Origin of the sequence: Aquitalea denitrificans (assembly GCF_009856625.1) — a bacterium.
In the GTDB taxonomy this organism is placed as follows: domain Bacteria; phylum Pseudomonadota; class Gammaproteobacteria; order Burkholderiales; family Chromobacteriaceae; genus Aquitalea; species Aquitalea denitrificans.
Window position 1 is genome coordinate 1,241,758 of the sequence record NZ_CP047241.1, and the last position, 24,509, is coordinate 1,266,266.

At 58.7% G+C, this 24,509-nt stretch carries 23 protein-coding genes; 7 read left to right on the plus strand and 16 right to left on the minus strand.

The window, feature by feature from the left end; genetic code table 11:
* Positions 1–158: 158 nt before the first annotated feature.
* The 3 genes from GSR16_RS05690 to GSR16_RS05700 form a co-directional block, all read right to left on the minus strand.
* The gene (locus GSR16_RS05690; protein ID WP_159875559.1) at positions 159–1,319 is read right to left on the minus strand and encodes an acyl-CoA dehydrogenase family protein; all 1,161 of its coding nucleotides are present in this window, start codon (positions 1,317–1,319) and stop codon (positions 159–161) included.
* 100 nt (positions 1,320–1,419) lie between these two features.
* Positions 1,420–2,922, minus strand: a complete 1,503-nt coding sequence (locus GSR16_RS05695; RefSeq protein ID WP_159875560.1) for a CoA-acylating methylmalonate-semialdehyde dehydrogenase — start codon at positions 2,920–2,922, stop codon at positions 1,420–1,422.
* Positions 2,923–2,967: 45 nt separating this feature from the next.
* The gene (locus tag GSR16_RS05700) at positions 2,968–3,819 is read right to left on the minus strand and encodes a 3-hydroxybutyryl-CoA dehydrogenase (protein WP_159875561.1); all 852 of its coding nucleotides are present in this window, start codon (positions 3,817–3,819) and stop codon (positions 2,968–2,970) included.
* A 144-nt stretch (positions 3,820–3,963) separates the two neighbouring features.
* Here GSR16_RS05700 and GSR16_RS05705 point away from each other — a divergent pair, with 144 nt between their 5' ends.
* Together GSR16_RS05705 and GSR16_RS05710 are read left to right on the plus strand one after the other, a co-directional pair.
* The gene (locus GSR16_RS05705) at positions 3,964–4,356 is read left to right on the plus strand and encodes a MerR family transcriptional regulator (protein ID WP_159875562.1); all 393 of its coding nucleotides are present in this window, start codon (positions 3,964–3,966) and stop codon (positions 4,354–4,356) included.
* Positions 4,357–4,391: 35 nt separating this feature from the next.
* Positions 4,392–5,579, plus strand: a complete 1,188-nt coding sequence (locus GSR16_RS05710; protein WP_159875563.1) for an acetyl-CoA C-acyltransferase — start codon at positions 4,392–4,394, stop codon at positions 5,577–5,579.
* 63 nt (positions 5,580–5,642) lie between these two features.
* Here GSR16_RS05710 and GSR16_RS05715 read toward each other — a convergent pair whose 3' ends face one another.
* Positions 5,643–6,818: an AI-2E family transporter gene (locus tag GSR16_RS05715; protein WP_240902606.1), complete on the minus strand. Its 1,176-nt coding sequence runs from the start codon at positions 6,816–6,818 to the stop codon at positions 5,643–5,645.
* A gap of 26 nt (positions 6,819–6,844) precedes the next feature.
* A complete protein-coding gene (gene dsbD / locus GSR16_RS05720) occupies positions 6,845–8,623 on the minus strand; it encodes a protein-disulfide reductase DsbD (protein ID WP_159875564.1) in 1,779 nt (592 codons plus the stop codon).
* Positions 8,624–8,785: 162 nt separating this feature from the next.
* Between dsbD and GSR16_RS05725 the strand changes: the two genes are divergently transcribed.
* On the plus strand, positions 8,786–9,583 hold the full coding sequence (locus tag GSR16_RS05725) for an alpha/beta fold hydrolase (protein WP_159875565.1): 798 nt from the start codon (positions 8,786–8,788) through the stop codon (positions 9,581–9,583).
* On the opposite strand, the gene GSR16_RS05730 is transcribed toward GSR16_RS05725, so the two are convergent.
* The 4 genes from GSR16_RS05730 to GSR16_RS05745 are packed head-to-tail and all read right to left on the minus strand — an operon-like array spanning position 9,577 to position 13,877.
* The gene (locus tag GSR16_RS05730; RefSeq protein ID WP_159875566.1) at positions 9,577–10,869 is read right to left on the minus strand and encodes an MgtC/SapB family protein; all 1,293 of its coding nucleotides are present in this window, start codon (positions 10,867–10,869) and stop codon (positions 9,577–9,579) included. The genes GSR16_RS05725 and GSR16_RS05730 overlap by 7 nt on opposite strands.
* A gap of 18 nt (positions 10,870–10,887) precedes the next feature.
* The gene (gene dxs, locus GSR16_RS05735; protein ID WP_159875567.1) at positions 10,888–12,741 is read right to left on the minus strand and encodes a 1-deoxy-D-xylulose-5-phosphate synthase; all 1,854 of its coding nucleotides are present in this window, start codon (positions 12,739–12,741) and stop codon (positions 10,888–10,890) included.
* A gap of 16 nt (positions 12,742–12,757) precedes the next feature.
* On the minus strand, positions 12,758–13,654 hold the full coding sequence (locus GSR16_RS05740; RefSeq protein WP_159875568.1) for a polyprenyl synthetase family protein: 897 nt from the start codon (positions 13,652–13,654) through the stop codon (positions 12,758–12,760).
* Positions 13,644–13,877 carry an exodeoxyribonuclease VII small subunit gene (locus GSR16_RS05745; RefSeq protein WP_089086346.1) on the minus strand — a complete coding sequence of 78 codons (234 nt, stop codon included), beginning with the start codon at positions 13,875–13,877 and terminating at the stop codon, positions 13,644–13,646. Before GSR16_RS05745 ends, GSR16_RS05740 begins: the two co-directional genes overlap by 11 nt.
* A 163-nt stretch (positions 13,878–14,040) precedes the next feature.
* Between GSR16_RS05745 and GSR16_RS05750 the strand changes: the two genes are divergently transcribed.
* Positions 14,041–14,874: an SDR family NAD(P)-dependent oxidoreductase gene (locus GSR16_RS05750; protein ID WP_159875569.1), complete on the plus strand. Its 834-nt coding sequence runs from the start codon at positions 14,041–14,043 to the stop codon at positions 14,872–14,874.
* A gap of 35 nt (positions 14,875–14,909) precedes the next feature.
* Here GSR16_RS05750 and GSR16_RS05755 read toward each other — a convergent pair whose 3' ends face one another.
* The 4 genes from GSR16_RS05755 to GSR16_RS05770 all read right to left on the minus strand — a co-directional run bounded on the left by GSR16_RS05755 (position 14,910) and on the right by GSR16_RS05770 (position 19,069).
* Entirely contained in the window at positions 14,910–15,587 is a 678-nt protein-coding gene (locus GSR16_RS05755) for a BRO-N domain-containing protein (protein ID WP_159875570.1), read from the minus strand.
* A gap of 961 nt (positions 15,588–16,548) precedes the next feature.
* The gene (locus tag GSR16_RS05760) at positions 16,549–17,079 is read right to left on the minus strand and encodes a hypothetical protein (protein WP_159875571.1); all 531 of its coding nucleotides are present in this window, start codon (positions 17,077–17,079) and stop codon (positions 16,549–16,551) included.
* A gap of 106 nt (positions 17,080–17,185) precedes the next feature.
* On the minus strand, positions 17,186–17,845 hold the full coding sequence (locus GSR16_RS05765; protein WP_159875572.1) for a hypothetical protein: 660 nt from the start codon (positions 17,843–17,845) through the stop codon (positions 17,186–17,188).
* Between the two features lie 669 nt (positions 17,846–18,514).
* Positions 18,515–19,069: an alpha/beta hydrolase gene (locus tag GSR16_RS05770; RefSeq protein WP_205677501.1), complete on the minus strand. Its 555-nt coding sequence runs from the start codon at positions 19,067–19,069 to the stop codon at positions 18,515–18,517.
* 141 nt (positions 19,070–19,210) lie between these two features.
* On the opposite strand from GSR16_RS05770, the gene GSR16_RS05775 reads away from it, so the two are divergent.
* Entirely contained in the window at positions 19,211–20,179 is a 969-nt protein-coding gene (locus GSR16_RS05775) for an IS481 family transposase (protein WP_159875573.1), read from the plus strand.
* Here GSR16_RS05775 and GSR16_RS05780 read toward each other — a convergent pair.
* From GSR16_RS05780 to GSR16_RS05790, 3 genes are read right to left on the minus strand one after another with little or no spacing between them, the layout of a single operon-like run.
* Complete coding sequence (locus tag GSR16_RS05780; protein WP_205677502.1) at positions 20,135–20,641, minus strand: alpha/beta hydrolase; 507 nt, start codon at positions 20,639–20,641, stop codon at positions 20,135–20,137. The two genes, GSR16_RS05775 and GSR16_RS05780, sit on opposite strands and share 45 nt — an antisense overlap.
* A gap of 43 nt (positions 20,642–20,684) precedes the next feature.
* Positions 20,685–21,626: a (R)-mandelonitrile lyase gene (locus tag GSR16_RS21110; RefSeq protein WP_240902607.1), complete on the minus strand. Its 942-nt coding sequence runs from the start codon at positions 21,624–21,626 to the stop codon at positions 20,685–20,687.
* Positions 21,627–21,649: 23 nt separating this feature from the next.
* Positions 21,650–22,396 carry an SDR family oxidoreductase gene (locus GSR16_RS05790; RefSeq protein WP_159875574.1) on the minus strand — a complete coding sequence of 249 codons (747 nt, stop codon included), beginning with the start codon at positions 22,394–22,396 and terminating at the stop codon, positions 21,650–21,652.
* A 129-nt stretch (positions 22,397–22,525) separates the two neighbouring features.
* Here GSR16_RS05790 and GSR16_RS05795 point away from each other — a divergent pair, with 129 nt between their 5' ends.
* Both GSR16_RS05795 and GSR16_RS05800 read left to right on the plus strand, forming a co-directional pair.
* Entirely contained in the window at positions 22,526–23,431 is a 906-nt protein-coding gene (locus GSR16_RS05795; protein WP_159875575.1) for a LysR family transcriptional regulator, read from the plus strand.
* Between the two features lie 218 nt (positions 23,432–23,649).
* The gene (locus GSR16_RS05800; RefSeq protein WP_159875576.1) at positions 23,650–24,018 is read left to right on the plus strand and encodes a hypothetical protein; all 369 of its coding nucleotides are present in this window, start codon (positions 23,650–23,652) and stop codon (positions 24,016–24,018) included.
* The last annotated feature ends 491 nt before the right edge of the window (positions 24,019–24,509 follow it).

A 24,509-nucleotide genomic window follows, 5' to 3' on the forward strand; every position in this document is an offset into this window, starting at 1 on the left:
TGAACTCGCCCTGCGCTAACGTCGTAGGGCTCAAACATGCAGCCGCTTAATACCTCGGGTCTGCCATCCGGCGGCAGGCTTGATGGGGCCGTGGCTGCGTCGACAACCTCAATCCTGTATTGCAACATGCACCACACAAACAGGGTGCATGGAGGTTCTCAACGGAGGTTTTCCAGCGCGCCGTCTTTCAGCAACTGCCGGGCGACGATCATGCGCATCACCTCGTTGGTGCCTTCCAGAATCTGGTGCACGCGGGCATCGCGTACATGGCGCTCCAGCGGGAAGTCCTTCAGGTAGCCATAGCCGCCAAACAGCTGCAAGGCATTATTGGCGACATTGAATGACAGATCGGTGGCAAAACGCTTGGCCATGGCACAGTAAGCACTGGCGTCGGTGCTGCCGCTGTCCAGCTTGAATGCCGCCAGACGTACCATCTGGCGTGCGGCCACCAGCTCGGTCAGCATGTCGGCCAGGCGGAATTGCACGGTCTGGAAGTCGGCCAGCGGCTGGCCGAACTGCTGCCGCTCCTGCACATAGCGCTGGGCGGCATTCAGCGCGGCCTGGGCGGTGCCAACCGCGCAGGTGGCGATATTGATACGGCCGCCATCCAGCCCCTTCATCGCATAGGCAAAGCCCATGCCTTCCTCGCCCAGCAGATTGCCTGCCGGAATTTCCACATTGTCGAAGGTGATGGCGCGGGTGGGCTGGCTGTTCCAGCCCATTTTCTTTTCCTTCTTGCCATACTGCACGCCGGGTGCGTTGGCGGGCACCACAAAGGCCGACACGCCTTTGGGGCCGGGGCCGCCGGTACGGGCCATCACCACCAGCACATCGGTACTGCCCGCGCCGGAGATGAACATCTTGCTGCCGTTCAGCACATAGACTTCGCCCTTTTTCTCGGCGCGGGTCTTGAGCGAGGCGGCATCGGAGCCGGCACCCGGCTCGGTCAGACAGTAGCTGCCCAGCACTTCGCCGCTCACCATGCGCGGCACCCATTCCCCGGCCAGCGCCGGGCTGCCGAAGCTGGCAATCATCCAGCTCACCATATTGTGGATGGTGAGATAGGCGGCGGTGGAGGTGCAGCCCGCGGCCAGTTCTTCAAACACGATGGCCGAATCCAGCCGTGACAGGCCCAGCCCGCCGTGGCTCTCCGGGGTGTACAGGCCAAGAAAGCCCATGTCACCGGCTTCGCGGATGGTGGCGAGCGGGAAGGTTTCTTCCAGGTCCCATTCGGCGGCAAACGGGGCCAGGCGGCTGCTGGCAAAGTCGCGTGCGCTGTCCTGGAACGCCAGTTGCTGTTCGTTGAGTGCAAAGTCCATGTCGGTTTCTCCTCTTGCAGCAGCCGGGCCGGTGGGGGATGGCGGCCTGCTGCTGTCTTGTTTTATCTGACGTGAATCGGTCTGCCTTGATCAGTGCAACTCAGCGCAGCGAAATGGTGGTGTGCACCTTGCCGCTGCTGGCCTCGTCGTCGAACCAGCGGCTGGTGACGGTTTTGGTCTGGGTATAGAACAGGATGACCTGCTTGCCGTAAGGGCCGAGGTCGCCCAGCTTGGAGCCGCGCGAACCGGTAAAGCTGAACAGCGGCACCGGCACCGGAATCGGCACATTGATGCCGACCTGACCGACATCGATGTCCTCCTGGAAGCGCCGTGCGGCAGCCCCGCTCTGGGTGAAAATGGCAGTGCCGTTGCCATTGGGGTTGGCATTGATGATGGCAATGGCCTCGTCCAGCGTGTCCACGCCCAGCAGGCACAGCACCGGCCCGAAGATTTCCTGCCGGTAAATGGCCATGTCGGTGGTGACGCCAGAGAAAATGGTGGGACCGACAAAATTGCCCTGTTCGAATCCGGCCACCTGCACTTCGCGGCCATCCAGCTCCAGCACCGCGCCTTCGGCTACGCCCTTGGCAATCAGGCTGGTCACCCGTTCGCGGGCAGCGCAGGAAATCAGCGGGCCCAGGTCCGGGTTGTCCTTGCCTGCACCCACGCGCAGGGACTTGGCTTTGGCCACCAGATCGGGAATCCAGCTGCGTGCTTCGCCCACCAGCACTGCCACGCTCAAGGCCATGCAGCGCTGGCCTGCTGCGCCGAATGCCGCGCCGGTCAGCTGGTTCAGCGCCTGTTCCTTGTTGGCATCCGGCAGCACGATGGCGTGGTTCTTGGCCCCCATCATGCATTGCACGCGTTTGCCGGCCAGGCTGGCGCGGTTGTACACATGGGTGCCGACGCGGCTGGAGCCGACAAAGGAGATGGCCTTGATGTCCGGGTGGTCGCAAATGGCATTCACCACCGCTTCGCCGCCATGCACCACATTCAGCACGCCAGCCGGAATGCCAGCCTGCAAGGCCAGCTCCACCAGCCGCATGGTCACCATCGGGTCCTGTTCTGATGGTTTCAGCACAAAGGTATTGCCGGTGGCAATGGCCATCGGGAACATCCACAGCGGAATCATGGCCGGGAAGTTGAAGGGGGTGATGCCGGCACACACGCCCAGCGGCTGTTGCACGGTATAGGTGTCCACGCCACCGGCCACGTTTTCGGCGTATTCGCCCTGTTGCAGATTGCCAATGCTGGCGGCGTGTTCCACCACTTCCAGCCCGCGGAAGATATCGCCCTCGGCATCGGCCAGGGTTTTGCCCTGTTCCGCCGTCAGTAGCGCGGCCAGTTCCTTCATGTGCTCGCGGATCAACTGCTGGTACTTGAGGAAAATCCGTGCGCGGGTGCCGATGGGGGTTTTCTTCCAGCTGGCGAAGGCCGTTTTGGCGCTGGCGACCGCGGCCTCGACTTCCCCGACAGTGGCCATGGGGACCCGTGCCAGTACTTCTTGCGTGGCCGGGTTGATGATGTCGCGCCACTCTTGACTCTGCGATTCGACGAATTCACCGTTGATCAGCAGCTTGACGCTGGGAACAGCCTGTTTCATCTGCAACTCTCCTGTGCTTGGCGGCTTGTGTGCCGTCTTGGTATGTCAGTCGTAGTGATAAAAACCCTTGCCACTCTTGCGACCCAGATGCCCGGCCGCTACCAGCTGTGCCAGCAGCGGGCAGGCGCGGTATTTGCTGTCACGGAATTCGGTATAAAGGATGTCCATGATGGACAGGCAGGTGTCCAGGCCAATCAGGTCGGCCAGTGCCAGCGGGCCGATGGGGTGGTTCATGCCCAGCTTCATCACCGTGTCGATGTCCTCAGCGGTGGCCAGGTTTTCGAACAGGGCAAAGGCCGCTTCGTTGATCATCGGCATCAGGATGCGGTTGGAGACAAAGCCCGGGCCGTCCTTTACCGTCACCGGGGTCTTGCCCAGTGCCACCGCCAGTTCGAATACCTTCTGGTAAGTGTGGTCGGCGGTCTGGATGGCGCGGATGATTTCCACCAGCTGCATCAGCGGAACCGGGTTCATGAAGTGCATGCCCACCACGCGCTCGGGCTGTGGCACCCAGGCGGCAATACGGGTGAGCGAAATGGACGAGGTATTGGACGCCAGAATGGCATCCGCCCGCACCACGCTGCCCAGTTCGCGGAAGATGGCTTCCTTGATGGCCGGGTTTTCGGTGGCGGCTTCCACCACCAGGTCGCGGTCAGCCAACTCGGCCAGCAGGGTGGTGGGGTGGATACGCGCCAGAATGCCGGCGATGTCGGCTTCGGCAATGCTGCCTTTCTTCGCCATGCGCGCCAGGCTGTTGCCAATGGCGGCCAGTCCTTTGTGCAAAGCCGCCTCGCTGACATCGGCCAGCCGGACTTCAAAGCCATGCATGGCAAACACCTGGGCAATGCCGTTGCCCATGGTGCCTGCACCAATCACGCCGATTTTTTGTGTTGTCATGTGCTGTTCTCCTGCGTTGTTTTTATCACAATAACTTGACGTTTACGTCAACGTCAATCAACAATCCGGCATCGGGGATCAAAACACGGCCAGCTGCTGCCAGCAGGCAAAGGGCAGGGCCAAAACAACAACAGGGGAACAGGCATGCAAGGTGTGACCTACAGCATCAGCCAGCTGGCGCAGGAATTTGATGTCACCACGCGCACCATCCGCTTTTACGAAGACCAGGGGCTGCTGGAGCCGCAACGCGATGGCCAGCGCCGCATCTATACCCGGCGCGACCGGGTGCGGCTGATGCTGATTTTGCGTGGCAAACGCATCGGCCTGTCCTTGCTGGAAATCCGCGAGCTGTTCGATTTGTACGATGCCGCCAGCAACGACGAACCGCAGCTGCGCGAATTCATCCGCATCCTCAGCCGCAAGGAACAGCAATTGCAGGAACAGCTGGACGACATCCGCGTGGTGATGGGGGAAATCAGCCAGATCCGCAGCCAATGCGAAAAGGCACTGGGCAAGCAGGCATCATCAACACCGTAGCCGGGCAAGCAAGCCATTCAGGAAGGAACAGACAGATGCAACAGCAAGAATCGATTGTCATTGTGGGCATGGCCCGTACCGCCATGGGTGGTTTTCAGGGCATGTTTGCCAGTCAGACGGCCAGCCAGCTGGGTGCAGCTGCCATCCGCGCCGCCGTAGAGCGGTCTGGTGTGGCTGCCGAGGATGTCGACGAGGTGATCATGGGCTGCGTGCTGCCCGCCGGGCAGGGCCAGGCCCCGGCCCGCCAGGCTGCGCTGGGAGCCGGGCTGCCGCTGGCGGCTGGCTGTACCACCATCAACAAGATGTGTGGTTCCGGCATGAAAGCCGCCATGCTGGCGCACGACCTGCTGCTGGCCGGTTCGGCCAGCGTGATGGTGGCCGGTGGCATGGAGAGCATGAGCAATTCACCCTATCTGATTCCCAAGGCGCGTGGCGGCCTGCGCCTGGGGCATGGTGAAATCAAGGACCACATGTTCCTCGATGGGCTGGAAGATGCCTACGACAAGGGCAAGCTGATGGGCGTGTTTGCCGAAAACTGTGCCGGTGATTACGGTTTCAGCCGCGAAGCACAGGATGCCTTTGCCATCGCCTCGCTCACTCGCGCCCAGCAAGCCATTAGCGAGGGCCGCTTCCGCGAGGAAATCACCCCGGTGCTGGTGGAAGGCAAGAACGGTGCACAAGCCATGGAAATTGACGAGCAGCCGCTCAAGGCAAAGCTGGACAAGATTGCCAGCCTGAAACCGGCTTTTCGCAAGGACGGCACGGTGACGGCGGCCAATTCCAGCTCCATTTCCGATGGTGCTGCCGCGCTGGTGTTGATGACGGCCAGCGAAGCCGCCCGCCGTGGGCTCAAGCCGCTGGCCCGCTTGGTGGCTCATGCCACCCACGCACAGGAGCCGGGCCTGTTCACCACCGCGCCGGTGGGTGCCATGCGCAAGCTGTTGGCCAGGACCGGCTGGACGGTGGGCGATGTCGACCTGTTTGAAATCAACGAAGCCTTTGCCGTGGTCACCATGGCGGCGATGCAGGACCTGGGCCTGCCGCATGACAAGGTGAATGTGCATGGCGGGGCCTGCGCACTGGGCCACCCGATTGGCGCATCCGGTGCACGGGTGATGGTGACCTTGCTGTCCGCGCTGCGTCAGCATGGCGGCAAACGTGGCGTAGCCAGCCTGTGTATTGGTGGCGGCGAAGCCACCGCGGTGGCGTTGGAACTGCTGTAAGCACTTAAGCAGGCAAAACAAAAGCGCCCTTGGGGGCGCTTTTGTCATTAGCGGGATACTGGCTTAGCGGGGTTGTTCAGCCGGCCCGCACGGCTGCTCGGTATCTTCCGGCAGTTCCGGGTAGTCTTCCGGCCGCAGCCAGTGACGGAACAGGGTAAAGCCCACCGCCAGCAGGGTAGGGCCGATAAACAGGCCCAGCAGGCCCCAGGCCAGCAAGCCGCCAATCACCCCCATGAAAATGATGGACAAGGGCATTTGCGCGCCCTGGCTGATCAGCAGCGGCTTGAGCACATTGTCGATGGTGTTGACCAGCAAAAAACCCCACAGCAGCAGGAAAATACCCATGCCGGTGGCGCCTGAGTAAAACACCCAGGCCGCGGCAGGCAGCCAGATGATCAGCGTGGGCAGCTGGGCCACCGCCACGATGAAGCACAGGAAACCCAGCACCAGTGCGCCAGGCACTCCGGCAATCAACAGGCCGATCACGCACAGCACGGTTTGCGCCAGCGCGGTGCCCACCACGCCGGTGGTGACGCTGCGGATGGTACGGGCAATCACCTCGGGCAATTCGTCTGCCGTGGCGCCGCCCAGCTTGCTGATGGCCAGTTCGGCGGCGTCCCACAGCTTGTCACCATTGATCAGCAACAGGCCGGCAATCACGATGGCCAGCACGATTTCCAGCATGCTCAGGCTGGCCGAAGCCCCGCTTTCCAGTGCCCACAAGGCGGCCTTGTTGATGGCCGGGCGGATTTTGTCGATAAAGCCCGGCAGGTCCAGTTGCACGCTCATCCAGAACTTGTGCAGCGACTCGCCCACCAGCGGCAGGGTGTTGACCCAGGCCGGGGCATCGGGCAGGTGAATGCTGGTGAGGTCACGCGACATGGACGCCAGCTGCGGAATGGTATCGGCCAGCGTCAGCGCCATCAGGCCGATGGGAATGGCCAGCGTCAGCGACAGCGCACCCACAATGATGACCGCCGCCAGCTTGGCGCGGCCATTGAGCCGCAGGCGCAGCCGGGTAAACAGCGGCCAGGCAGAAATGGCAATGATGGCGGCCCAGGTCAGCGCACCCAGAAACGGCTGAATGACCTTGAGGCAGGACAGGATGAGCAGGCCCATCACGGCGATGCGCAACACGGCCATCACACTGATGCTGGGAAAGGGTTTGGGCGTCATGAAAAGGTCCGGGTGGCGGTGATGGCGGCGCAGCATGCCGCCAGAGCCGAATTGTAGCGGCATTTTCCCGCCGCCGGTATGCAGGCCGGTTACAGCCGCGCGGCGAAGGCCTCGGCCGGGGTAAAGCCGATGATGCGGTCGCGCTCCTTGCCATTGGCGTCAAACAGGATGATGCCCGGCGGGCCGTACAGGCCAAAGCGCTTGAGCAGGGCCTGATGCGCTGGCAGGTTGGTGGTGACATCGGCGCGCAGCAGCACATAGCCTTGCAGCTTGCTGGCTACGGCGGCTGCGGGGAAGGTGTCGCTTTCCATTTCCTTGCAAGAGACACACCAGTCGGCATAGAAATCCAGCAGCAGCGGCTTGCCGGCAGCCCGGGCCTCAGCCAGCTTGCTGTCCAGCTCGGCGCTGCTACCTATCGGGGCAAACATCGGTTGCTGGCTGGCACTGGCCTGGGCCTTGTTACCGGCCAGCCATTTCAGCGGGTAGCGTGGGTCGGTTTCCCCGGCCAGTGCGCCGGCTAGCTGGGCCGCGCCCACCAGAAACAGCATCAGGCCCAGGCCCTTGCCCAGCTTGTGGCTGATGTGGGCATTGCCTGGCAGGGTTTCAAAGGCCTTGAGGAAGACTGCAGCCCCCACACACAGCGCCGCCCACAGCAGCAGTACCAGTGCAGCCGGCAGGAAGGGTCTGGCCATCCAGATGGCCAGACCCAGCATCAGCACCCCGAAGGTACTTTTCACTGCCTTCATCCAGCCACCGGCACGTGGCAGCACATGGCCGCCAAAGGTGCCGATCAGGATCAGCGGCAGGCCCAGTCCCAGTGCCATCGCATACAGGGCGGCACCACCCAGCACTGCGTCGCCGGTGCTACCGATATAACCCAGCGCCAGCGCCAGCGGCGGGGCCACGCAGGGGCCGATGATCAGTGCCGACAGCACACCCATGGCAAACACCGTGGCCAACTTGCCACCGGACAGGCGGTTGGAGGCATCGGCCAGCCGGGACTGCAGGGCAGACGGCAGCTGGATGGTGTAGAGATCGAACATGGACAGCGCAAATACCACCATCAGTACGCTGGCACTCAGGATGACGGCTGGTTGCTGCAGCCAGACGGTAAGCAGCGAACCGGTGAGCCCGGCAATGATGCCGATGACGGTATAGCTGAGCGCCAGTCCCTGCACATAAGTCAGCGACAGCCAGAAGCCGCGCCGGCGGGTGATGTGCTGGCCTTCACCGGCAATCAGTGAGGAAACAATGGGTAGCAGCGGATACATGCAGGCGGTAAAGGCCATGCCGATGCCAGCCAAGAAAAAGCTGCCCAGCGCGGCCAGCCAGCCCTTGGCCGCCAGATTGCCGCCACTACCCGCCGGCTTTCCCGCAGCAGCATCCGCCAGCCAGCTGTTGCTGCCATTGCTGGCACTGCCGTAGGCATTGATGTCCAGATGATGGGTATAGGGCGGGTAGCACACCCCGGCAGTAGAGCAGCCCTGCAGCTTTACATGCAGCTTGAACTGCGCGGGCGCACCGGCATGCAAGGGCAGCTTGATCAGCTGCGGGCCGTGGTAAATCACCTGCTTGCCAAAGAAAGCGTCCTGCTTGATCTGGCCCGCCGGCAGCACCGGGCTGCCCAGCAGGCCGGCCGGCTCGGTGGTGAAGGATAGCCGGTCACGGTAGACGTAATAACTGTCGGCCACTTTCAGCTGCACCAGCAGGTGGTCCGGCTGGCGTTCCACGCTGACGGCAAAAGCCTTGTCCGGGGGGAGCAGGTCTTCCTGATTCACTGCCAGGGTGGTTGTGCTGACACCAAGCAGGCTGAGCAGCGCCAGCAGGCGCCACAAGGGGGATAACAGGCGTAACAGGGAGTGCGGCATGATGGTGCGTTATCTGGATGATGCAAGGGTTGACCAGCAAGGTGCCAGCCGGTTCCGTGCTTTGGGCCGCGGGTGGGTGCAACCCGGTCACTGCGTCTGGCAAAACGCCATTTTACGGTAGTATCGAGCCATAACAAACAATAAAGGGCGCAACATCACATCATGCAGGACATCATTCATTTTTCCCATGCCAACAGCTTCCCCGCCCCGGTGTACGGCAAGCTGCTGCGTGCACTGGGCCAGCACTACCAACTGGGCTGGCTGGATTGCATCGGCCACGACCCGCGCTATCCGGTGACGGACTGCTGGCCGCATCTGGTGGACGAAACCATTGCTGTGCTCAGCCGCTACCGCCAGCCAGTGATTGGCGTGGGTCATTCACTGGGCGGCTATCTGCTGTTTTATGCGGCCATCCGCGCACCGGAACTGTTCAAGGCATTGGTGATCCTGGATTCGCCGCTGATGGGGCCACGCCGAGCCGGTTTCATCTGGCTGGCCAAGAAACTGGGGCTGATAGCCCGCATCACCCCCGGTGGCAATACCCTGGGACGGCGCGACAGCTGGGCCAGCGTGGAAATGATGCACGACTACTTTGCCCGCAAGCCGGCGTTTGCCCGTTTCGATCCGGACTGCCTGGCCGACTACGCCTTGCACGGCAGCGAGGACGATGGCCAGGGTGGGCGGCGGCTGCGCTTTCGGCCGCAGATCGAGCACCAGATCTACTGCGGCCTGCCGCATGATTTTCCACGCTATCGGGGGCAGTTGACGGTGCCGACGGCTTTTGTGGCCGCCAGCCGGCACGATGTGGTGCGCCCGTCCGACCTGCGCTACATGCAGCGGCACTTTGGCATGCAGCTGCATGAAGTGGCGGGCAGCCATCTGTTTCCACTGGAAGCGCCACAGCAGACGGCGCAGACCATTCTGCAATTGCTGCCCGGCCTGCAGGCCGCGGCTCAGTAACTGCTGGCCAGCACCAGCAAACCGGCCAGCATGCCGCCGCTGGCCGCCAGTAGGGTCGGCAGGCAGCGGCGCGCCAGCGCACTGCCGCCCAGGCTGGCAATCAGGCTGAACTTGAACACATTGTTGGCGCTGATAGCCAGCGCCAACGTAGTAGCCACTTGCTGGCCGTCCAGCCGGTTTTCACCAAACAGGTTGAAAGCCGTCAGCGAGATGGCATCCACATCGTTAAGGCCGGAAATCAGCGCCACCACATACACACCCTTGCTGCCGAATTCGGCATTCAGCCAGGCGGCGCAAAACATCACCAGCGCAAACATGGCACCAAAGCCTAGTGCCAGCTTCATTTCGGAAGGGTTGCTCAGTTGCAGCTCCGGCTGTGGCTGGCCGTTATTGTGCTGGCGCAGCTGCCACAGTGCCGTGCTCAACCCGCACAGCAGGCCGGGCAGCAACACCCAGGCAGCCGCCGGTAGCACACTGGTTTGTACCACTGCGGCCAGCACCAGCAGCCGCACAAACAGCACCAGATTGGCCAGCAGGATGACGGCCGTACCCAGGTTGAGCGACAGCGGATTGGCGCGTGCTTCGCGGGCGTAGATCAGGCTGGTGGCGGTAGAGGACACCAAGCCGCCCAGTATGCCCAGCAGCGGGCCACCCACTTTCTGCCCCAGTAATTTGACTGCCAGATAGCCGGACAGGCTGATGCCCACGATCAGTGTCACCATCAGCCACACCTGATGCGGGTTCACCGCCTGATAGGGGCCGAAGGTGCGGTTGGGCAGCAAGGGCAGGACGATGAAGGACAGGGCAGCAAACTGCAGCAGCGACAGCAGGTCGCGCCGGTCCAGTTTGTGGGTGAGGCCGGACAGCTCGGGCTTGAGGTAGAGCAGGGCGGTGGCAACAATGCCCACTGCTACGGCAACGCCGCCATATCCGTGCCATACCAGCGCGCCCAGGCAGTAGATGACCAGCAAGGAGGCCACGGTGGTGGTGCGCGGCTCGGTCTTGTCGCTGTCGGCGCAGCGTTCCGGCAGAAAGCCGAAGGAGGCCACGGCCAGCAGGCCGACGGTTTGCAGCAGCACGCCATGCGTGGGGGCATCCAGCATGGCGGCCAGGGTGCCGAAGATGGCGGTGAGCGGAAAGGTGCGGATGCCCGCCAGGGTGTGGTGCTTGCGTTCGCGCTCCACCCCCATCAACAGGCCGATGGCCAGACTGGTGACAAACAGCGGCAGCGCCTCGAAAGGGCTGCCTTTGAGGTTCAGCCATGTTGCCAGATCAAAACTGCCCATGACGTCGCCTCGTATTGTTTATTGTTGGGGCAACCAGTTGCGGATGCTCTCTTCAATGCCCGCTGCATTCAGGCCGCAATCAGCCAGCAATACCGTGGGGTCGCCATGTTCAACATAGTCGTCCGGCAGGCCCAGCAGCAAGGCAGGCTTGACGATGCCCATGGCCTGCATGGCCTCCAGACAGCCAGAGCCTGCGCCGCCCATCACCACGTTTTCTTCCACGGTGACGATGTAGTCATGCGTTTCTGCCAGCTGGCGGATCAGGCCGGTATCCAGCGGTTTGACAAAGCGCATGTCGGCTACCGAGGCATCCAGCGCTTCTGCGGCTGCCAGTGCCGGTGCCACCATGCTGCCAAAAGCCAGAATCGCCACCTTGCCCTGGCCGCTGCGACGCAATACACCCTTGCCTACCGGCAGGGCGCTCATTTCCTGCTGGATCTCCACGCCGGGGCCTACGCCGCGCGGGTAGCGCACGGCGGTGGGGCTGTCCATGCAGAAGGCGGTGTACAGCAGTTGGCGGCATTCGTTTTCGTCAGATGGAGCCAGCACCGTCATGTTGGGAATGCAGCGCAGGAAGGAAATGTCGAAGGCACCGGCATGTGTGGGGCCGTCGGCACCCACCAGACCAGCGCGGTCGATGGCAAACATTACCGGCAGATTCTGCAGCGCCACATCGTGGATCAGCTGGTCGTAGCCGCGTTGCAGGAAGGTGGAGTAAATCGCCACCACCGGCTTGGCACCATCACAGGCGAGGCCGGCGGCAAAGGTGACCGCATGCTGCTCGGCAATGGCCACGTCGAAGTAGCGGTCCGGGTGCTCCTTCTCGAAACGCACCAGGCCGGAGCCTTCGCGCATGGCCGGGGTGATGCCCACCAGACGCTTGTCCAGCTTGGCCATATCGCAAATCCAGTCGCCAAACACCTGGGTGTACTGCGGCTTGCCACCACTCTTGCCACCGGCCAGGCCATTGGCCGGGTCGAACTTGGTGACGCCGTGGTATTTCACCGGGTCGTTCTCGGCCAGTTTGTAGCCGTGGCCCTTCTTGGTGACGATATGCAGGAACTGCGGCCCTTTCAGGCTGCGGATGTTCTTCAGCGTATCCACCAGCACGTCCAGATCGTGCCCGTCGATCGGGCCGATATAGTTGAAGCCGAATTCCTCGAACAGCGTACCGGGGGTGAAGAAGCCCTTGACGTGCTCTTCCACCTTGCTGGCAATTTCCTTCAAGGGCGGGGCCATGCCCAGCACCTTGCTGGAGCCCTCGCGCATGGCGGCGTAAAAGCGGCCTGACATCAGCTTGGCCAGATAATTGTTCAGCGCGCCCACATTGGGCGAAATCGACATATCGTTGTCGTTGAGGATGACCAGCAGGTTGGTATCCATCGCCCCGGCGTTGTTCAGCGCTTCGAAAGCCTGACCGGCGGTCATCGCGCCATCGCCGATGATGGCCACGCATTTGCGGTCCAGCCCTTGCAGTTTGGCGGCGGCCGCCATGCCCAGCGCCGCACCGATGGAGGTGGACGAATGGCCGACGCCAAAAGTGTCGTAAGGGGATTCCTCGCGCTTGGGGAAGCCCGCCAGCCCACCTTTCTGCCGCATGCTGCCCATGCGCTCGCGGCGGCCGGTGAGAATCTTGTGCGGATAAGTCTGGTGACCCACGTCCCATACCAGACGGTCGTCCGGGGTGTTGAACACATAGTGTAGGGCGATGGTCAGCTCGATGCTGCCCAGGTTGGACGCAAAATGGCCACCGGTCTTGCTGACCGTATCGACCAGGAATTCGCGCAGTTCCGTCGCCAGTTGCGGCAGTTGCTGGCGGCCCAGCGCACGCAGGTCGGAGGGCTGATGAATGGTGTCGAGCAGCGGAGTCATTGTTGTTCTTCTGCGGTTAAAACGAGCGGGCCACAATGTAGTCGGCCAGTTGTTTCAGTCTATCGGCAGCCGGGCCAAAGTCTTCCAGCGCGGCAAAGGCCTGCTCGCGCAGCTCGCGGGCAAACTGTTTGGCCTCGGCCAAGCCCATCAGGCTGACGTAAGTGGGCTTGTCGTTGGCGGCGTCCTTGCCGGCGGTCTTGCCCAGCGTGGCGGTGTCGGCTTCGCAGTCCAGCACGTCATCCACCACCTGGAAGGCCAGGCCAATGCGCTTGGCAAAGATGTCCAGCTGTTCGGTCTGCTTTGCGCTCAAGGGCGTGCCGGCCATCGCGCCCAGCAGCACCGCGGCGCGGATCAGCGCACCGGTTTTCAGCATGTGCATGAACTCCAGCTCGGGCAGGTTCAGCGTCTGGCCCACGCTGGAGAGGTCGATGGCCTGACCACCGGCCATGCCGCCATGGCCGGAAGCGCGCGCCAGTGTGTGGCACATGGCCAGCTGGCTGGTCGGGCTCACGCCTTCCAGCGGGGTGGCAATCAGCTCGAATGCCAGGGTTTGCAGGGCATCGCCCACCAACAGGGCAGTGGCTTCGTCGTACTCCACATGACAGGTGGGCTTGCCACGGCGCAGCACATCGTCGTCCATGCAGGGCAGGTCGTCGTGTACCAGCGAATAGGCGTGGATCATCTCCACCGCCGCCGCCACGCGTGCCAGGTTTTCCGCGCTGGCACCGCTTAATTCGCCTGCGGCAAAAGCCAGCAGCGGCCGCACCCGTTTGCCGCCTTCCAGCGTGGCATAGCGCATGGCCTGATGCAGGCGCTGCGGCAAGGTGTCCGCCGAGGGCAGAAAGCGGGCGAGGGCGGTTTCCATGGTTTGCTGGATCTGCGTCATCCAGCCGATGAAGGATTCATTGGCCATTACTGAGGTCCAGCGGTTTGAGTTCGTCGTTTTCCAGAATTTTCAATTGCTGCTCGGCGTCGGACAATTTGCCCTGGCAGAACTTGATCAGCTCGATGCCTTGCTTGTAGGACGCGAGCGCCGTTTCCAGCGGCACATCGCCGCCTTCCATCGCCTGGATGATGTCCTCCAGCTGCGCCAGCGCGGTTTCAAAGCTGGCCGGGGCTTTGGCGGATTTCGCCATGGCGTTTTCCTTGTCGCAAAATCGGTAGTCGGCCATTTTATTCCATTTCCACGGCAACACGATAACTTTGTCAGGCCCGGCTACGGCGGTGAAACTGCTTTAGCAATGCTGCCCGGATAGTGTAGGGTTTCGCCTGTTTCCCTGATTTTGACAAGGCTACCCAGTGTCCCACCCCCCTTGCATTCTGATTACCGGCTGCTCCAGCGGTATTGGCTATCACACGGCAAAACTGTTCTCCCAGCGCGGCTGGCGCGTATTTGCCAGCTGCCGCAGCGCTGCCGATGTTGAGCGGCTACAGGCCGAGGGACTGGAAAGCTTGCAACTGGATGTTACCGACAGCGCTTCCATTCACCGCGCACTGCAAACCGTGCTGGGGCAGACTGGCGGTCGGCTGGACGCCCTGTTCAACAATGCAGGTTTCGGCCAGCCCGGTGCGGTAGAGGACATTCACCGCCAGGCCATGCGCGAGCAGTTCGAAACCAATCTGTTCGGCCCGTGGGAACTCACCAACGCCGTACTGCCCGTCATGCGGGCCCAGGGCCATGGCCGCATCATCTATAACAGCTCGATTCTGGGTTTTGCCGCCATGCGCTGGCGCGGCGCCTACAACGCCAGCAAGTTCGCCATGGAAGGCATGTGCGACACCCTGCGCCAGGAGCTGCACGGTACGGGGATTTTTGTGTCGCTGGTGGAGCCGGGGCCGATTGAAAGCCGCTTCCGCCCCAATGCCTTGCAGCGCTTTCTGAAAAATATCGATGTGGTTGGCAGCGTGCATCGCGCGGAGTACGAACGCCAACTGGTGCGCCTGAAAAAAGAAGGCCACGCCGCGCCATTCACCCTGCCCGCCACCGCCGTGGGCGAGGCGGTATGGCAAGCAGTCAACGCCCGCCGTCCCAAGGCCCGCTACCGCATCACCAAGCCCACCAAGGTGTTCTGGGTACTGCGTCGCCTGCTGTCCACCCGCGCTTTTGACTGGGCGCTGCGCAAGGCGGTGTAACAGAAGGCAGCCATCAGGCTGCCTCGCTTCGCTGCTTAGTCTCCATCCCTTCCGCGTGCCATTTCCCGCCACGCCTGCTTGTCCATCCGCAGCGCCAGTTGCTGATGGCAGGCCGCCACCAGTTTCATCAAGTCACCGTTCGGCATGCCCAGGCCCTTGGGCCGTGCAATTTCATCTGCCAGCGCCTGCAGTGGTGTGGCGCTGCATTCCAGCGGACTGAGTCGGCCATGGCTATGGCGGCGCGGGTGGTCCGGGGTGTAATTCAGCGTCAGCAGCCAGTGGGCGTGCTGCCAGTTTTCTTCCTGCTGCAGCACGGTTTGCAGTACGGCATGGCTGATTTGCTGCCCCGCTTCGGCCGCCAGGCTGAGGGCTTGCTCCCAGCGTGGGGCCTGCGGTGGCAGCTGGTGCAGGGCTGGGAGCAGTTCGCGGCTTAGCCAGCGGCGTAGCTGGCGGGCGGCGGGTTTGCGGCTGCGGCGCAGGACTTGCAGCAGGGCGGGCAGTGGCCAACTGGGCGGGGTTTGGTCGTCGGGTTGGTGTGCGTGTGTTTCCAGTTGCTGGCGGAGTTGTTCGGTGAGGTGTGGGCCGATGGCGGCGGCCAGGTCGGCGATGGCGAGCAGGGGCGGGATGTGGTGGAGGGTGAGGCGGATGGGTTTGCCGAGGTAGTGGAGGGTGAGGGGTGGTGGGGTTTTTGCGGATTTGTTTTCTGCGGACATGGTGATGTCTCCATCAATATGGTGGTAGAGGATTTCCTGTCCGGATAATCAGGTCGCCAAACCCGGTTGCGCTATTTAAGTGCAACTCGCAAAGGCTAAACAGCAAGCGGGTGAGTCGCAAGGGTTGGAGGCATGGAGCAGGCTGGCAAGTGGTGCAGGTGGTGTTCTTGCATCCGCTGCTGCGGATGATGTGTTGAGTGCCGCTTCCGCGCGGCGGACGGGAAGGAGGGCTTGCCTGGCCAAGCCCTCCTTCACCTCCAAGGCCACCCCGGCAAGCATGGCCTGCGGCTGCCCTCCGGGGCCTGCCCCTGCTGCGGCACGGCTGGAACTCGCGATTGGCTAACGTCCAATCGCTCAAACAGCCAGCCACTTAAAACCGCAGCAGCGCCACCCGTCGGCAAGCTTGACGGGGCCGGTGGGCGCGTTGGTGCGGTGGGGAATCTAGCAGCTAAGACGATTTCGGATGCCACCGAATAGATTTCTGCTTTCGACCCAAAGTGGTCATGTTACAAAGCGTTGATTGTTATGGCTTGTATTTTCATTCTTCAGTAATGCTTTTCTATGTATGCAGAACATAACAGAGGCAGCCCGCCACTTATCAGATAACCAAGCCCGCCAAGCAATGTAGAGAGACAATATCCTGCAAGAATTGCAATGGGTGATAGCATCACTATACGACTTGCTTTGAATGCCATTACTATTTTACCTGAGCAATGCGGGCAATTTGCAGTTCCCTTTGAAAGATAAAATCCGAGCTCACTGCTGCACCAAGGACATTTCATCGAAAATTTACCCTAATAAAAGATTTGTATCTTCTTGGAGGTTAAAATCATAATCTAGAGTTGCAGATTTACTAAAAATATACTCTCCGTTAATGACTTCAAACGACCCAAAGCGGTCTAGTTACTACGTCTGGGAAGACGTTACTCGTTAAGCCCAGATATTCAGGTTGGGTGTAACGTCATTCGGCGTAAACAAATGCAACCCGATTGATTAACGGCATAAGCACGATGATCCCATGCCCGGTATAGGCATACCAACTACCCTGTGCAGAGACCGCACGGTTGATCTCGCTTACAACCTCAGCTTTGATTGGAATGCCAAAGCCATACCGATTTAAGTAATTGTCAAGTAAAGGTCCTGGTTCTGTACGTGAAGCCCCTTCCCCCTCAAACCACTCGCGATGACCTTGCAAGGGCGTTGCCTCCCATGTCAGTTCAGGTATCAGGACGCTCGGATTTTTGTGGGTCATATGTGAAGGAAGCTCATACAGGATGACTCCCGTTTCATTTCCTCCGGGGCCAAAACCCCAAGAGTTAGTCTCAGTGTACAGAGCCTTCTGCACTTCTAGCTGCGGAGGAAGCAGGAATAAGCGATTTGGTGTTCCGAGAAACCACACTGCAGCCGATAGAGCTACGCAAAGAAGCAAACATGACAGTAGGCAACCTAGCATTCGACGGTTCATATGAATGCTGCGTAGAAAAGTTTCCATCAGACGGTTCCTGTCCTATAGTATCCCGGCATCAATATCTTCCAACGACCCAAAGCAGAAGTTTGGAGCATCTCTACCAATAACACTCCTTTGACATTACTCATGTCTAATTTTTCGATATAGCCCAAATCAACCAAATAGAACACATTGCCAATAGAAAAAGATAACTTGCAGCATTGGCCCACCACATTGCCTTAACGCCATTCTTCACATTGGATGGTGAAAGCCATTTGGCTGCATACCATGACTCTATCCAGCAAGAAACAAGAAAAAATGGTATCAGCAAGACAATGACAGCAAAAGGAACTGACCAATTATCGTTAGTTTGTCCAAGCCAAGGGGCTGTAAGAATAATTGCCTCGAACCCTCGAACCCCACTGGGCGGGTACGAATTTGACAACCCCCATTTCAGAAAAACATCAGAAGCTGTGAATTCAAATAAGAGTAAAATAAACCACGCCAAAGGAATACCTGCAACTGATGATACAAGATTGGCCAAAAAAGCCACCTTGACAGACAGCTTCCATCTAACATTCAAAATTTTGCATATCACCAGACTTTCTATAAGAACAATAGGAATGAAAGCAAGGATAGATATTGGAAAAAATACTACGATCATTGGCAGTCCGACATCAGCATGGGCAAATGATGTAAGTGACATGAAAAAAATTGCCAAAAAAACACGCTTCATATTTAATTCCGCAATATAAAAATCTGCTGATAAATTATCCGCATTGAACGGCCGCTGCTGGCCGATACCAGTCATGCTAGCACATTGGCATGGGGAAAAATTGACCTGCATCGGGGACTCATCTGTACTGCGATTCGCTATCGCAAGCACCGTACCAACGAAACCCGGTCCCGTCAGCGCGAGCCGACGCAAACGTGCCGCTCAGGGTCTTAAGCGGTCGGCTGTCCGCAGCGGCGCGACGTTAGCGCGCCGCAAGTTCCGGCCGCGCCCTGGGCGGTGCGGCTGTGGCGGGGTTTCGACGCGCTGCGGGTCGCCTTTTCTTTGGGTTCTTTCTTTTGGCGAAGCTGTGTATAGACCGGTGAGCACCGAGACAAGTATCCGCTCACGCAGATGATGAATTTTCTTGCCGCTTCCGCGCGGCAAACGGGAAGGAGGGCTTGCTTGGCCAAGCCCTCCTTCACCTCCAAGGCCACCCCGGCAAGCATGGCCTGCGGCTGCCCGACAGATCCCGCCCGGAGCGAGGCGCGCCTGAACTCGCGATTTGCTAACGTCAAATCGCTCAAACATTGCAGGTGCTTAAAGTAACACCCTTGTCGACTGCTGAACGGCTAAGCGATATTGCTTGCGCTCTTTCAATGGCAGGGCCTTAGCCATGGCTTAACCCCATACCACCAAAGCCAGGCACCGGCACTTCAAGATTGCTGCTTCCCGGCTTTCGTTTTTACATTTCTGTTACCCCCGGCCTTAAAGCGTTCTTGCGTAAAACTGCGTCAACTTGGCCACCGCAGTATTCACATATTTGGGCAGCCAGTACGTTTCGATGTGGGTCGCACCATCAATTTTGAATAGCTCCTTATCTTTGGTGCCTGTTGCTTTCGAGAAGGCATCTTCGCTCATATAAAGGCTATCGGCCTTGCTGCCGGCAATCATCAGCAAAGGTTGATTGATAAGCTCAATCTGATTCGTTGCATCAAAACTCATCAAGTCCAGCAGACTGCTCAGGGTGTATTTCGCACTAGCGTTCGGGTGCATGTGGGTTTTGCCGTAATACTCAAAACCCTGGCGGTACATTTCGAAGGGAAGTTTTGCAATCTGCTCATCGGTGAGTACCACGTCATTGGCATAGAGGGCTTTTCCGCCAGCAGCCTCCTGCGCCCGGGCTTCGGAAGCCTGCTGTAATCGAGCCTGGACGCTGGAGAGCTGGGAATCCATAAAGCCATTGCGGCGTACGCGACCGGAATTGAACATGCTTAACGTGGCAACTGCCTTGAAGCGTTTGTCCGTTTGAGCTGCTTTCAATGAGTATCCACCACCCCCACAGATACCAAGCAAGCCTAGATGTCGCATCCCGGACGATCATTTGAGCAAACGTATCTGGAAACTTGCCACTGCCCGTGAGGGTATGGGTATGCTTCTCCAATCCCTACGGCAGCAACAACAATGATCGTCAAACTGCACAAACAAGCCCGCACCACGCCGGCTATCCGCGAAGAAATCCGCAACGCGGCCGGCACCCTGGCCGAACTGGCGGCGCGCTTCAACGTCAGCATTCCCACCGTCATGAAGTGGAAGAACCGCGACTCGGTTCAAGACCGCTCGCATACCGCCCATCGGCTACAAACCACGCTGACGCCTGCCCAGGAACGTATCGCTGTCGAGTTACGCAAGGTGGTCAAGCTCGGCCTGGATGACCTGCTGGTCGTCGTTCGCGAGTTTCTGAACCCCAACGTTTCGCGTTCCGGGCTAGACCGCTGCTTACGCCGTCACGGTGTAGGCAGCCTGCGCGACCTGGAAGCTACGCCGGCTAAACGCCCCAGTAAGCCGTTCAAGGCCTACGACCCCGGTTACTTCCATATCGACGTCAAATACTTGCCGCAGATGCCTGATGAGACATCCCGCCGCTATCTCTTTGTCGCCATCGACCGCGCGACGCGCTGGGTGTTTGTGCAGGTCAAGTCAAACAAGACCGCGGGCGCCGCTCGGGTGTTTCTGAACGCCTTACAAAAGGCAGCACCATGCCATGTGCGGACGATCCTGACCGATAACGGCAGCGAGTTCACCGACCGGCTGTTCAACAAGCAGAAGCAAGCGAGCGGCGAGCATGAGTTCGATCTGCTGTGCGACGCGCTCGGCATCGAGCACCGGCTGACCAAGCCGCGCAGCCCGCAGACAAACGGCATGGTCGAGCGCTTCAACGGCCGGATCAGCGATGTGCTGGCGACGCACCGCTTCGAATCTGGCAAAGATCTGGCCGAGACGCTGGAGCGTTATGTACTGCTTTACAACCAGCATTTGCCACAATTGGCGCTACAGCATCGGACACCGATTCAGGCCATGAAAGATTGGCAAAAGCAGCAGCCTGATTTATTCAAAAAGCACGTGAGCAATCGTCCGGGACTGGACACCTAGACGAGCCTTATCGACACCCGCGTACGAAGAGATGTAATCGGCCATACCATGGATGTCTTCAACCCGGTTGGAAGGTTTGTCGACGTAACGTGGCAGCCCACCGCTTGCTCCCTGATAGGCGGCATCGGCGGCCAGGGTGATGTAGCCTTGCTCTGCAAGCCTTTGCGCATACAAGCCGGCTGTTTGTTCTTTCACGCCACCATTCGGATGTGCAACAACGATGGCGGCATAGGTTTTCTTTGGGTCGTAATTCGGAGGCGTGTAGACATTTGCGGAGATGTCCAAGCCATTCAGTTTATAGGTTACCGGATGGATATTGACCCTTCCTGGCAGGTTCTGCGGGATAGCACCGTCATAGGTAAGAGTGAACGGATTATTCCGATAATCAGCTGCGTCGGCAGCTGCTGATGCAATTGCAAGACTGGCAGCAACAACAACGGATGTCATAGGGGCGAGAGACATTGCAAATACTCCTTGGTATCTGGACTTGTATCGTGGGTAGTACTTAGCGGGCCGGCGTGGAAGCTGGCCCAACTGAATCGGCAGGAGATGCGCGCATAAGCGGTTCCAACACCGTGGTGTGCTGTGCTTCTTTAGAAAGCACTTCGCGTGCTGCCGTGATGGCCGAAACCGCACTTGGCCACCCTGCGTAAAATGCCATGTGAGTTATCGTTTCCGAGAGCTCTTCTGCGGTGACTCCGTTTTTAAGCGCTAAAGCCAGATGCGAGCGAAGTTGGTCTGGGCGATTCATTACAATCAATGCGCTCACGGTCACCAGACTCCGGTCACGCTTCGACAGCCCGGGTCGTTCCCATATGTCCTGATAGAGGACGCTATCCGTCAGGTCTGCCAATTTCGGTGCAATATCACCCATCAGCTGTTGAGCACGACTTGCAGGGGCTGGCGTTTGCGTATTGCTCGCAACACCGTATTGTTGATTACTGACTTTTTCCATCCAGCTAACGGTGCTCCCTTCTACCTGTTCTTGAATGGCGAGGTGTGTCATTGCTTCGTTTCTCGAGGCACCATGCCAGTGCTTCTGACCTGGTGGAATCCACACTACATCACCAACTGAAATGCTTTGAACCGGCCCACCCCAGCACTGTACAAAGCCGGCCCCGGCAGTGATGACAAGGGTTTGACCGGCAGGATGGCTGTGCCAGTCTGTTCGTGCACCGGGCTCGAATGTGACGTAGGCACCAGAAGCATGCGTAGATGCAGTCGCTGAAAACAAAGGAGCAACACGCACTCTCCCAGTGAAATGGTCAGGTGCTGCAATGACGACAGGCCGGGAAGACTGCGGCGAGATACTGGCTAAAACCGGCATATTCGTACTGGATGGCTCTGGGTCTTCACTCGCTTGGGTAGCAGCCCAAGCAGAATTGAAGAGAAGGACACAAATAAGTCCGCCGAAAATTGATTTCATCAGAATCCAATCGCTCATCATCTTGGGCTGCATGCGTCAATGACTTAGCCTTCTTGCCGTGTGGGGCGGAATAGCACTTCGTTCACATCCACCTCAGGCGGTTGGCTGATAGCAAACGCCACTACTCGCGCAAACGATTCAGCAGGGATTGCATATTGCTGATAGAACTTGCTGATTGCCCCCGCGACATCAGGTTCCGTCACACTGTTGGGTAGTTCTGTAGCAATGGCACCGGGTGAAACCACCGTCGTTCGAATGTCATAAGGTTTGACTTCTTGACGCAGTCCTTCGGAAATCATCAGCACGGCACTCTTGGTGGCGGCATAAACTGCACTGCCAGGACGGACTGTTCGACCGGCAACCGATGAGACATTAATGATGTGCCCGCTTTTTTGTTGCTGCATATAAGGAAGGGCGGCGGCAATGCCGTAGAGAACCCCCTTGATGTTGACGTCGATAGTCTGATTCCAGTCATCAATCTTGAGGCGCTCAAGTGGCGAGTGCGGCATCAAACCTGCGTTATTAACCATGACATCAATGCGACCAAAAGCCTGTACTGCGGCATCAACCAGTGCTTTTACGTCTGCGTGCTTTGTTACATCGGTTGCAAGCGCTATGGCTTTTCCACCATTACGATTCAATTCATCGGCCAAGGCCTGGATGCGTTCCAGACGGCGTGCACCCAGGGCTACAAGAGCACCTTGGGCACTCAGGTGGCGAGCAGTTGCTTCGCCAAGACCACTACTGGCACCGGTGATGACGACCACTTTTCCTGCGATGTTGTTGCTCATCGGATAGTCCTTTTCATGTAGCCCTCTCCCGGAATGGAGAAGATAGCCTTGATGCAGTCGATTGTAGATTGCTGTATATCACTCTACAATGCAGCATAATTTGCACAGCGTAGTGAGCGAAATTCAACTATGGCACATCCGGATTTGTCGGAACTGACCGCATTTATTGCGGTGGCGGAGCATCGAAACTTCCGGATGGCTGCAGGGGTGCTCGGTCTTACGCCATCGGCGCTCAGTCATTCAATTCGTGGCTTGGAGGAGAAGCTGAATGCGCGGCTATTTAACAGAACGACGCGCTCAGTAGGGCTGACAGAAGCAGGGGAGCAGTTTTACAGACGTGTTCAACCGCTGATGACTGATTTGAATGAGGCCGTCAATGAAATCTCAAGCTCACGTAATCGCCCATCAGGCTCAATCAGGATTAGTGCGGCTGAAGCTAGTGCAAAACCTTTAATTCAGCATGTCTTGCCGGATTTTCTCGCGACCTACCCTGAGATCCACGTGGAGTTTATTGTGGATACGCGCTTTGTCGATATCGTTGCCGATGGATTCGATGCTGGAGTCAGGCTTTTTGAGGACGTGCCACGCGACATGATTGCCATTCGCTTTGGTCCGGATATGAGACTTGTAGCGGTCGCGTCACCGGCATACCTTGAACAGCATGGCACTCCGCAGACACCTCAAGAACTAGCCAGGCACCGCTGCATCCGTTTCCGTTTTGCCGGTGGACGCTTATATCGTTGGCACTTCTCACGAGGAGCGACCAACTATGATATGGATGTGGATGGCCCCCTCACCCTGAGCTCTCCACCTTTGATGGTTGAGGCTGCACTGGCGGGCGTTGGGGTCGCTTGGGTTCCGGATTATTATGTCATTCAGCACCTGGATGAAGGGCGACTTGTCCATCTATTACCAGAATGGAGTCCAGCGGCTCCCGGAGCTTGCTTGTACTATCCCTCCAATCGACACCCACCAACGGCATTACGGTTGTTTACGCAAGCCGTGCGAGATTGGGCAAGCACTTTCTCAACATAAGGCTGTACTTCACTGAGAGGGCTAAATTGCTCCCCAGACAGTCACGCCAGGCTTCCTGCGTTGCAGCTGTGGCGGGGTTTCGCGGCGCGGCGGGTCGCCTTTTCTTCGGGCTCCTTAATTTGGCAATAATTTGACGCACGTTGGAAGTATAAAATCATGTGGCACATATTTTTTACCTGCTATATTGGAAAAACATAGGCTCAACAAGGGTGGATTGTATGAAAAAAATTGTGCTCGCCGCTGCCATATCACTGGCTGCAATCAATGTTCACGCAGCAGATGTTGGCGCTTTTTTTGGTGTGACGTACGCGTATGACTCTAATAAATCCGACGGTGGTTTAGGGTTGACATTGCAAGCAACAACTACTCGCAAGGAAAATCGTGGGATCGGGGCCGCTGGTGTGAGCTTTTATCCCTTCTCCAAAGATCTGAAATTTGGCATTCCTGTTGGTGTCGGCTATCAGTGGGATAATGCAGCTGCGATTATTAGTTATGATCTGTTGCAGAAGAAGCCGGCTATCAGCGGTGGCTATGTCGATACGCGCGAACCACAAGCACCAGCTCCTGTGGTCGTTCCATTGACCTGATGTGAGATTTTTCAAAAAGCCAGCTGCAGTCATTGCCGCTGGCTTTTTTCATGCATGTTCAACGGGGTTGATCGGGTCTTGTTGCATAAGTGGTGCTACTCAGTCTGAGCAGCTTTTGTGGTGCTAGCTTTGTCCAGCTCATAATGATACTGGTGGGGTGGGTATATTTTGCAGGATTTTCCTGCGCTGAAATAACCATAATTCTGGCTCTGTTTTATATGATATGAATCCATTAATGAAAAGCGGGTCCATATTTGGCAGTGGGCAGTCTAATCAGATAGTTGCAAGGTCAGCTTACGCCAAACATGAGCCGAAAGCATACTTATCGTCAAAGATCGCTTCTGGTCGATTAATAGCCATTTTCGTGTTATGCCAGTTTTTCTGGACGGTACTCTTTCTGCGGTCTGCATAGTCGGTTAGCGCATGCGTCTTTCCTGAGGCCAGGCACAAAAAAGCCCACCAAACGGTGGGCTGTGCATGCGGGATGAAGC